At 67.3% G+C, this 8,964-nt stretch carries 7 protein-coding genes, 1 tRNA gene and 1 pseudogene; 6 read left to right on the top strand and 3 right to left on the bottom strand.

Annotated features, from left to right (window positions below):
- Together AC08OX_RS11200 and AC08OX_RS11195 are read left to right on the top strand one after the other, a co-directional pair.
- A partial coding sequence (locus AC08OX_RS11200) for an AAA family ATPase (RefSeq protein ID WP_476607755.1) occupies positions 1-824 on the top strand: 824 nt, incomplete at its 5' end.
- Positions 825-922: 98 nt separating this feature from the next.
- Positions 923-2,362: a vWA domain-containing protein gene (locus AC08OX_RS11195; protein WP_476607754.1), complete on the top strand. Its 1,440-nt coding sequence runs from the start codon at positions 923-925 to the stop codon at positions 2,360-2,362.
- Between the two features lie 70 nt (positions 2,363-2,432).
- Here the strand turns inward: AC08OX_RS11195 and AC08OX_RS11190 are convergent.
- Positions 2,433-4,141 (bottom strand): annotated as a pseudogene (locus AC08OX_RS11190) (phosphoglucomutase, alpha-D-glucose phosphate-specific).
- 249 nt (positions 4,142-4,390) lie between these two features.
- On the opposite strand from AC08OX_RS11190, the gene nadD reads away from it, so the two are divergent.
- The 4 genes from nadD to AC08OX_RS11170 all read left to right on the top strand — a co-directional run bounded on the left by nadD (position 4,391) and on the right by AC08OX_RS11170 (position 6,458).
- Positions 4,391-4,963 carry a nicotinate-nucleotide adenylyltransferase gene (nadD, locus tag AC08OX_RS11185; protein ID WP_476607753.1) on the top strand — a complete coding sequence of 191 codons (573 nt, stop codon included), beginning with the start codon at positions 4,391-4,393 and terminating at the stop codon, positions 4,961-4,963.
- A gap of 189 nt (positions 4,964-5,152) precedes the next feature.
- Positions 5,153-5,608, top strand: a complete 456-nt coding sequence (gene rsfS, locus AC08OX_RS11180; RefSeq protein ID WP_476607752.1) for a ribosome silencing factor — start codon at positions 5,153-5,155, stop codon at positions 5,606-5,608.
- A complete protein-coding gene (locus tag AC08OX_RS11175) occupies positions 5,605-6,303 on the top strand; it encodes a histidine phosphatase family protein (protein ID WP_476607751.1) in 699 nt (232 codons plus the stop codon). Before rsfS ends, AC08OX_RS11175 begins: the two co-directional genes overlap by 4 nt.
- A 78-nt stretch (positions 6,304-6,381) precedes the next feature.
- A tRNA-Ala gene (locus tag AC08OX_RS11170) sits at positions 6,382-6,458 on the top strand.
- An 8-nt stretch (positions 6,459-6,466) separates the two neighbouring features.
- Here AC08OX_RS11170 and AC08OX_RS11165 read toward each other — a convergent pair.
- Together AC08OX_RS11165 and AC08OX_RS11160 are read right to left on the bottom strand one after the other, a co-directional pair.
- Positions 6,467-8,173, bottom strand: coding sequence for a recombinase family protein (locus AC08OX_RS11165; protein WP_476607750.1), 1,707 nt, complete (start codon positions 8,171-8,173; stop codon positions 6,467-6,469).
- Between the two features lie 41 nt (positions 8,174-8,214).
- Positions 8,215-8,853, bottom strand: a complete 639-nt coding sequence (locus tag AC08OX_RS11160) for an ImmA/IrrE family metallo-endopeptidase (RefSeq protein ID WP_476607749.1) — start codon at positions 8,851-8,853, stop codon at positions 8,215-8,217.
- Positions 8,854-8,964: the final 111 nt, after the last annotated feature.

Here is an 8,964-nt window from a genome sequence, read left to right as displayed (position 1 = left end):
GCGGTTACCGGGAAAGGCTCACTGCCACCACGCTCTTCCTCGCGGATCGGCTGCGTAAACCGCTGCTTGTGGAGGGGCCCGCGGGTGTCGGTAAAACCGAGCTCGCGAAGGCGCTGGCGACCGCGGTTGGCGCCGAGCTCATTCGGCTGCAGTGCTACGAAGGGCTTGATGAAGCTCGCGCACTGTACGAATGGAACTACAAGAAGCAACTGCTGCGCATTCAGGCCGGATCGGGAGACGGCGGCGCCGAGGGTTGGCAGCAGGCCCACGACGACATCTTCAGCGAGGAGTTTCTGCTCTCCCGGCCGTTGCTGACGGCGATCCGCCGCCAGCAGCCGACGGTGTTGCTCGTCGACGAGACCGACAAGGCCGACGTCGAGGTGGAAGGCCTGCTGCTGGAGGTGCTGTCCGACTTCCAGGTGACGATTCCGGAGCTCGGTACCATCAGCGCCATCCGCCGTCCCTTCGTCATCCTGACCTCCAACGCGACGCGGGAGCTGTCCGAGGCGCTCAAGCGGCGCTGCCTCTACCTCAACCTGGACTATCCCTCGGCCGAGCGGGAGAAGGAGATCGTGCTCTCCCGGGTGCCCGATCTCCCGGAGAGGCACGCCGAATCGTTGGTCCGGATCGTCCGCGCGCTGCGGGCGATGGAACTGAAGAAGGCGCCCTCCATCGCCGAGACCATCGACTGGGGTCAGACCGTGCTCGCGCTCGGATTCGACACGTTCGACGAGACCGCCGTCGCCTCGACTCTCGGCGTCGTCCTCAAGCACGCCAGCGACCAGGCCCGAGCCATCAGTCACCTCAAGCTCGGCGCGAACTGAACAGCCCGAGCCGAACCCATCGAACTGATCGAATTCATCGAACCGATTGCCAGCTGACGGCCGTCGCCACGGCCGCACGTCCACGAGGGGGCGCCGGCATGAATCTGCTGGACCGCACCGTCGATTTCACCGCGGCGTTGCGCCGGGTCGGTGTCCCGGTGAGCAGCGCTGAGACCGTGGATGCCGCCAGGGCCGTCGGCGCGCTGGGCTGGGCCGAGCGGGACGCCGTCCGGGCGGCATTCGCGGCGACCCTGTGCAAGCGGCCGCTGTACCGGCCGGCTTTCGACACTCTGTTCGACCTGTACTTCCCGCCCCGGATCGGGGACGGGGTGTCGCTGGACGACCTGGACGACCTGGACGACGACCCGGCCAGGGCTGCGAACGGCGCGGCGGCGAACGCCGGCGTCGATCCCGGCGAGCTGTCGCCCGAGCAGCTGGAGGAGCTGCGTCAGGCGCTGCGCGACCAGTTGCTCGACGCGCTGCGCGACGGCAACGACGAGGCGCTGCGCGCGCTCGCCCGGCAGGCGGTGAGCGCGTTCGGGTCGGCGCGCGGCAGCTCCGCCCGCTCGTGGTTCATCTACCGGGTGCTGCGGGTGATGTCGGCGGAGACCCTCATCGTCGATCTGCTCGCGGCGATGCTGGCAGATTCCGAACGTGGCGGACTCGCCGAACGGGCCGCCCGGCAGACCATTACCGACCGGATCCGCGGGTTCGAGGAGATGGTGTCCACCGAGGTGCGGCGGCGGATGGCCGAGGAACGCGGCCTCGATGCGGTCGAGCGCACCGCGGTGAAGCCGCTCAGCGACCAGGTCGAGTTCCTGCGAGCCTCCCAGCGGGACCTGGTGGAGCTGCGCAGGCAGGTCTACCCGCTCGCCCGGCGGCTGGCGACCCGGTTGACCGCGCGGCGCCGGTTCGGCCGTATCGGCCGGCTGGACTTCCGGCGCACGGTGCGGGCATCGCTGGCCACCGGCGGTGTACCGGTGGAGACCAGGCACCGCCCGCACAAGCCGCACAAACCCGAGCTGGTCGTGCTGTGCGACGTCTCCGGCTCGGTGGCCTCGTTCGCGCATTTCACCCTGATGCTGACCCATGCGCTGCGCGAGCAGTTCGCCAAGGTCCGGGCGTTCGCCTTTATCGACACGACCGACGAGGTCACCAGGTACCTGCGCGGCCTCGACCTCGGCGACATGATGGCCCGCATCTCCGGAGAGGCGGACCTCGTCTGGTTCGACGGGCACAGCGACTACGGGCATGCCATCGAGGTCTTCGCCGAGAAGTACCCCGAGGCGGTCGGTCCCAAGACGTCGTTGCTGATCCTCGGTGACGCCCGGAACAACTACCGACCGACCTCGGCGACCATCTTCAGGCGACTGTGCTCGCAGGCCCGGCACTCCTACTGGCTCAACCCGGAGCCGCGCAGCTACTGGGGCTCGGGCGACTCGGCGACAAACGTGTACGCCGAGCTCGTTGACGAGATGGTGGAGTGCCGCAACGTCGAGCAGCTCCAGGCGTTCCTCGGGCGGCTTCTTCCGTCCTGACGGGTCCCCGACCCCGGCCCCAGCCCCGGTCCCCAGGCTGGCTCCGGGACCGGCCTGGGGACCGGCAGGATCAGCCGCGGGCGAGGGCGGCGTCAACGATCGACTGTGCCTCCGTGATGACCTCGTCGAGATGTCCGGGGCCCCGGAAGCTTTCCGCGTAGACCTTGTAGACGTCCTCGGTGCCGGAGGGCCGGGCGGCGAACCAGGCATCGTCAGTGACGACCTTCACCCCGCCGATCGCCGCGCCGTTGCCCGGCGCGTGCGACAGCGCGGCGGTCACCGGCGAACCGGCGAGCGTCGTCGCGCTGAGGCTCTCCGGGGTGAGCGCGGCCAGGATCTTCTTCTGCGCTGGGGTGGCCGGCGCGTCGACCCGCCGGTAGGCCGGGGCACCGTGGACATCGGTGAGCTCCCGGTACAACTGCCCGGGGTCCCGGCCGGTGACCGCCGTCATCTCGGCGGCGAGCAGGCAGGCGATGATCCCGTCCTTGTCGGTCGTCCATACTGCGCCGTCGCGGCGCAGGAACGACGCGCCCGCGCTCTCCTCGCCGCCGAAGCCCAGGTTCCCGTCGGTCAGGCCGGCCACGAACCACTTGAAGCCCACCGGCACCTCGACCACGTTGCGACCGAGGCTCACTCCGACTCTGTTGATCATGCTGGAGCTGACCAGCGTCTTGCCGATCGCCGTCCCGGTCGGCCAGCCCGGGCGGTGGCCGAACAGGTAGGCGATGGCCGCGGAGAGGTAGTGGTTCGGGTTTAACAGCCCGGCCGTGCCGGTGACGATGCCGTGCCGGTCGGCGTCGGCGTCGTTGGCGAGGGCGACGTCGAACGAGCCGGCCAGCCGCACCAGGGAGGCCATCGCGTACGGCGACGACGGATCCATCCGGATCCTGCCGTCCCAGTCGGTCGTCATGAAGGCGAAGGTCGGGTCGATCGTGGTGTTCACCACGTCGAGATCCAGCTTGTACCGCTCGGCGACGGCCTGCCAGTACACGAGGCTCGCCCCACCGAGCGGGTCGACGCCGATGCGCACCCCGGCGCCGCGGATCGCGTCGAGATCGATGACGTCGCCGAGGTCCGCGACATAGGCGCCGACGTAGTCGTGGACCACGGCGGCGGCGCGCGCCTGCGGGTATGGCACCCGGGCCACGCCCGCGAGGCCACCGTCGAGCAGGGCGTTCGCGCGATCCTGGATGACCTTGGTGACGCCGGTGTCCGCCGGACCGCCGTGCGCCGGGTTGTACTTGAACCCGCCGTCGGCGGGCGGATTGTGCGACGGCGTGACGACGATGCCGTCGGCGAGGCCGCGCGCCGGGCCGGTCGCGCCGGTCGCGCCGGTGGTGTCGGTGGTGTCCGTCCTGCCCGTCCTGTTGCTTGGCGTGCGTTCGCGGTTGTGGCGCAGATCGCGTGCGAGATCACCGGGGTCGGGGTGGCCTCGCCGTCCGGGGCGATGCGTACCGTGACGCCGTTCGCGGCGAGGACCTCCAGGGCGCTCGCGAGCGCGGGCGCCGACAGTGCGTGCGTATCGATCCCGACGAACAGCGGTCCGTCGACGCCTGCCTCCTTCCGGTAGTCGCAGATCGCCTGGGTGGTGGCCAGGATGTGGTCGGCGTTGAAGGAGCCGCGCAGCGCCGAGCCACGATGACCGGACGTGCTGAACGACACCCGCTGGGTCGGATCGGCGGGATCGGGATGGATCTCGTGGTAGGCGGCGAGCAGGCCGTCAACGTCAACGAGATCCTCGGGGGCGGCGGGTTGCCCCGCACGCGGACTGGTCGGCATGGGCGGGACCTCCTTGCGGGGGGGACGGGGCCGGCCTGCGGCCTGTGGTCAGCCTAGCCGGGTGGGCCGTTCCAGGACTGGCCCGCTTGCGGCGGGCACGGCGGTGGGCGTGAGACCGATGAGCGTGAGGCGCTGGTGGGTGTGAGGCGCCGGTGGGTGTGAGGCTTTGTGGCACATCTCCCGCCGGGCTGCGCCAGACGGGCACGTGCGGTGATGCGGGGTTAGTGTCCGGTCGTGCGCCTCGGTGTCATGGGTGGGACCTTCGATCCCGTCCACAACGGGCACCTCGTCGCAGCCAGTGAGGTGGCCGCCCTGTTCGATCTGGACGAGGTGGTCTTCGTGCCGAGCGGGCAACCCTGGCAGAAGATCCATCGCAAAGTCTCCGCCGCCGAGGACCGCTATCTGATGACCTTCCTCGCGACGGCGGGGAACCCGCAGTTCACGGTCAGCCGGATCGAGATCGACCGGGGCGGCGCCACCTACACCATCGACACCCTGCGAGACCTGCGTGCGGCGCGACCGGACGACGAGCTGTTCTTCATCACGGGGGCGGACGCGCTTGCGCAGATCTTCACCTGGCGTGACCACCGCGAGCTGTTCGAACTGGCCCACTTCGTCGGCGTGAGCCGGCCCGGTTACCACCTCGCGCTGGACGCCGGCCTCCCGACCGGCGCCGTCAGCCTGCTGGAGGTCCCGGCGCTGGCGATCTCCTCGTCCGACATCCGGGAACGGGTTGGCCGCCGGGCGCCGATCTGGTACCTCACTCCCGACGGGGTCGTGCGCTACATCGCCAAGCGGCGTCTCTACCAGGGTGCTTCCTAACCCGCCGAGCCGTCCGGACGGGCCACCGGGCCAGGCGATATCTCGATTTTTCGGCCCGTCATGGACGCGAGGAGTGCCCTGCCCGCGCGTCGATGTGTCACGCTGGATGCAGCCGTCCGGCCCCGGACGGCGCGCGAGGCAGCCGAAGACGGATGCCTCCCGCCCGTCACCACCCTGGAGAACCCGAGCGTGACCGCTTCCCCGCGAGCCGTCGAACTCGCCCTCGCCGCCGCGCAGGCGGCCGCCGACAAGCTCGGCCATGACCTGCTCATCCTCGACGTGAGCGATCGGCTGGCCATCACCGACTGCTTCGTGCTCGCATCCGCGGGCAACGAGCGGCAGGTCAAGGGTATCGTCGACGAGATCGAGGAGCACCTACGCCGGCTGGGAGCCAAGCCCGTCCGGCGGGAGGGAGAGCGGGAGGGCCGCTGGGTCCTGCTCGACTTCGTCGACGTGGTGGTGCACGTGCAGCGGGACGAGGAGCGGGTCTACTATGCCCTCGAACGGCTCTGGAAGGACTGCCCGGTGATCCCGTTCGTCGACGCGGCGGTCGGGGTCGGGGTCGGTGCCTCCCCGGGGTCCACCGCGGCGAGCGGCGGCTCGGGCTCGGGGGTGGCCGGGCCCGGTACGGCGACCCCACGGTGAGGCTGCTGCTCTGGCGGCACGGCAGGACCACCTGGAACGACATCGGCCGCTTCCAGGGGCACGCGGATCCGCCCCTCGACGCCACCGGGCGCGCCCAGGTCGCCGCGGTGGCCCCGGTCATCCAGGCGATGCGCCCGGAACTCGTCGTGTCGTCTGACCTGCAACGTTGCCGGGACACCGCGGCGGCGCTCGGCGTGCCCTTCCGCTCCGACGCGCGGCTGCGCGAGATCGATCTCGGCGCGTGGTCCGGGCTGACCGCTGCCGAGGCGGCCCAACGCTTCCCCGCGGAGGATCGGGCCTGGCGGCGCGGGGATGACGTGCCCCGTGGCGGTGGCGAAACCTACCGGCAGGTGGCGGAGCGGGCCGGCACGGTCTTCGACGAGGTCCGGGCCGAGGGGTTTCCGGCCGAATGGGACGGTCTCGTCGTGTTTGTCCTGCACGGCGGTACTGCCCGGTCACTGATCGGTCATGTGCTCGGCCTCCCACCGGAGTTCTGGTGGCACTTCGGACCGCTCGCCAACTGCCGGTGGTCCGTCCTGCGGCTCGTCGAGGGTGGGTTCCGCCTGGTCGAGCACAACGCGGGGCCGCTGGCTGGTAAGGTCGGGACCGCCGGATCGGGACTAACCGAGACGCTCCTGCCGAGCCAGGGGGCGCCGACAGTAGCCGACACGGAGCCTGTACACTTGCCGAAGTAGTCCATCAGGACAGGTTTGGTGCCCGGGTGGGGTGCAAGACCGGATTTGCTCGGGTCTGATATAAAATGAATAGTAGTTGGGGCTGTGGCGCAGTCTGGTAGCGCATCACACTGGCAGTGTGAGGGTCAGGGGTTCGAATCCCCTCAGCTCCACCATGACCGGCTTACTCCAACCCCTGACCTCCGAGGTCAGGGCAAGGGGGGCCGGTCACGGACTCCGAGGCACGAGCGCCGTACTCATCCGTGGGTGCGGCGCTCTGCTGTGTCTGGCGAGTGATGCTCGCGCCGGTCCGGTTGACCTGGTAGACGCGGTACGCCTCGGTGAGGATGTCGAAGGGTTCCTTCATCTCGTGGCCCGTGATGCGGCCACCGTCCACGTAGAGGCGTGTGAAGAAGCCCCGGTTCAAGATGGATCGCACTGCCTCGTCACCGCGCTCGTAGGCCGCCTGTGGCGCTTCGAGCAGGGCAAGGGCGTGGTGGAAGACCTCACGTCCTCGGTCAAGGTGCTGTTCTGCCTGCGCCAGGGTGTCTTCGATCTCGCGGCGCTCGTGCCGGATGGCGTCGATCTTGGCGCGAAGCTTGTCCTTGGGCCACTCCTGCTCGGCCGCCAGGTCGAGAAAGTAGTTCTCCTTGTGGTCGAGGGCGTCAAGCCGCTTGGCATACTGGTCGCGGAGTGCGTCACTCAGCTCGTGGTGGTCGCTCACGGCTTCGTCTACGCCCGCGCGAACCTCGGCAAGCCACTCGGCCGGCAGGCTCACCGCGTCGCCGTAGTAAGCCACTACGGCGTCTTCCATGACCTCAACCGGTATGAACGGCATGTCGCAGAGCCCTTGTTGCCGTCCCCGGCAGAAGAAGTAGTAGTACTCCCCGCCGTGCCGACCTTCGGCGCGCTGGACGATGAACCGGTACTTGCAGCGCCCGCAGTAGAGCAGACCCTTGAGGTAGTGGTTGTGCGTGCGGTACCGCGTGCCGGAACCGGAGTGCGAGTCAAGGATGCGTTGTACGTGCTCAAACAGCTCTTCAGAAACCAACGGTTCGTGCCTTCCCTTGTACTCGATGCCCTCGTAGGTGACGTAGCCGAGGTAGTAGCGGTCCCGCAAAAGCTGTCGGAGCCGTTCCAACGAGATTGGCCCGCCCTTGCTCTTGCCGTTCATCGGCATTTGGAAGCCCGCGTGCGTCAGCTTTTCGCGGAGCGTAGCGACCGTTTCTTGTCCGGTCGCGAACAGCTCGAAAGCCATCGGAACGTAGTGCGACCGTACAGGGTCGAGCACGACGGTATTGACCTTGCGACCGTCGATGAGCACCTTATCGTTGAGATAGCCGATCTTGGCCCGGCCGATGGTGCCACCATTGCGCGCCTTGTTGGCCATCTTGATTTTGATGTCTTCACTGCTCATGCGAACTTGTAGCCAGTTGAATACGTCGGTGACGGCTTCCATAGCTTCCGCCATGATGCCTTCGCCAAAGTCTTCTTTGGCCGAGACGAGCTTCACGTCGAGCTTTTGCAGCGCGAGCTTCGTGTTGCCCGCGTCCACGTAGTTGCGGAACGCCCGTGACCGCATGTAGATGATGACGCAATCCACGTCGCGCTGTTCGTTGATGCGCTGCATCATGTCCCGGAACACGGGACGCTTGCTAATCGTCTGTGCCGAGTTGCCCGGCTCGACATACTCATCGACGATCACCGCGCCCATCTGCCGCGCCTTTTCGCGGCAAACCTTGCGTTGCGTGTCGATGGAATTGCCGTCAGGGTCAAGGTCGGCATCGGTGTCCATTTGACGCTTGGACGACACCCGCAGATACAGGATGGCGCGTTTTGATGGTGCCGTCACTGCGTCGCGGACTCTGCCGTTCAGCGACGCCTTGCTCATGATTTCTCCTCTGTGAAGGTGCGAACGAGATAGTTATCTCACTAAGCAGCGAGGCCGCATGGTTCGGTATTCATCGGAAGCGCCGGAACCTCGCTTCGGAAGTAACGCTCTATCGACCGCTCGTCGTCAAGGAAACCGAGGTATTCGAGTCGGATTTTCATAGCAGCGGTCGAGACGTTGAAGTGTTGGGCGAGTGTCGGTAGGTCTTGCAGACCGCTCGTCCATGCCTTTCTGACCGCGATACGCGGCATGAGCAGGCACGCGGCAAAGTAGTCGCAGATTTGCTCAATTTGCTTGTCGTGCTTCGACTTGTCCCCACCGCCGAGCTTGGCATAGTTCACGTCGCCGGTTGCGTGGTCGAGCACGTGCTTGAACTCGTGCGCCAGGGTGAACCGGCGTCGGCCCTCAACGTTGTCTTTGTTGACGACGATAAGCCAGCGGCCCTGTGACCAGTGCGAAAAGCCGGCGAGGTTCGGCATGCGGTGTCGCGGTTGCACACGCACTTCAATTTTCGGCAACTTGGCGATACGGGCCACGTCTACCGGCACGTTCGTTATGTTGAGAAGCTGCAAGAGCTTCGTTGCTTGCTGTTCGGCAAGTACGTACGCTTCATTGAGCGTAAGCGCCCGAGTGGGCATAAGTGCACGCAGGGTGCGGATGACATTGGTGTGTCCGTTCATGTTTCCTCCTTTCATGAATCGTCTTAGGTTGCTGGCGACTAGCACTCGTCCACCCGAGTGTGCTATCCAAAATACTGCGTTAGTCTTGGTTTTTGGCCCGCTCACTGAGCC

Source organism: Frankia sp. CoBUL1 (assembly GCF_978021245.1).
Note: the sequence above shows the minus strand (reverse complement) of the source record. Positions and strands in the feature narration are given on the sequence as shown.

Excerpts from the sequence above, each read along its gene's own strand:
- AC08OX_RS11160 (WP_476607749.1), bottom strand. The coding sequence starts at position 8,853 with ATGAACGGACACACCAATGTCATCCGCACCCTGCGTGCACTTATGCCC.
- AC08OX_RS11195 (WP_476607754.1), top strand. The coding sequence starts at position 923 with ATGAATCTGCTGGACCGCACCGTCGATTTCACCGCGGCGTTGCGCCGG.
- nadD (WP_476607753.1), top strand. The coding sequence starts at position 4,391 with ATGGGTGGGACCTTCGATCCCGTCCACAACGGGCACCTCGTCGCAGCC.
- AC08OX_RS11165 (WP_476607750.1), bottom strand. The coding sequence starts at position 8,173 with ATGAGCAAGGCGTCGCTGAACGGCAGAGTCCGCGACGCAGTGACGGCA.